Source organism: Limnospira sp. PMC 1279.21 (genome assembly GCF_032349615.1).
Taxonomy (GTDB): domain Bacteria; phylum Cyanobacteriota; class Cyanobacteriia; order Cyanobacteriales; family Microcoleaceae; genus Limnospira; species Limnospira fusiformis.
This window is the reverse complement of the sequence record NZ_JARPLU010000476.1, coordinates 1-689: the sequence shown is the minus strand read 5'-3', so window position 1 is coordinate 689 and position 689 is coordinate 1. Positions and strand designations below refer to the sequence as shown.

Annotated in this window: 1 protein-coding gene; it reads left to right on the top strand. The window is 58.8% G+C overall.

Annotated elements, in window-relative coordinates:
• Window positions 1–522, top strand: a 522-nt coding sequence (locus P5683_RS25515) for a WD40 repeat domain-containing protein (RefSeq protein WP_315669518.1), incomplete at its 5' end; no start/stop codon positions are given.
• Window positions 523–689: the final 167 nt, after the last annotated feature.

Here is a 689-nt window from a genome sequence, read left to right as displayed (position 1 = left end):
TTGGAGACGGGGACGGAACTGGCCACCCTCAGCGGACATAGTAACTGGGTAAGAGCAGTAGCGATCGCCCCCGACGGGAAACGAGCGGTCTCGGCATCCGATGATTTCACCCTGAAACTGTGGGATTTGGAGACGGGGAGGGAACTAGCCACCCTCACCGGGCATAGTGGCGGGGTATGGGCAGTAGCGATCGCCCCGGACGGGAAACGAGCCGTCTCGGCATCCTGGGATGAAACCCTGAAACTGTGGGATTTGGAGACGGGGAGGGAACTAGCCACCCTCACCGGGCATAGTGGCGGGGTATGGGCAGTAGCGATCGCCCCGGACGGGAAACGAGCCGTCTCGGCATCCTGGGATGAAACCCTGAAACTGTGGGATTTGGAGACGGGGAAAGAGTTAGCCACCTTTACCGGGGAGGCTGCAATGCTTTCCTGTGCGATCGCACCGGATGGGGTGACGGTGGCGGCGGGGGATAGTTCAGGGGTGGTGCATTTTCTGCGGTTGGAGGGGTTGAGGGGTTGAGAAAGGGGGTTTCTGAGTTGCCGAATTAGTAGCAGGAAACCCCACATATTAGGAGAGCGATCGCACCAGGAGTAGGTTATGTGAACCCAGGAAACCCCACAAAAACTTAATCACCCCCAGCCTAGCCGACTGTGTTGGGTTTCGCGATCGCTCCACCCAACCTACTA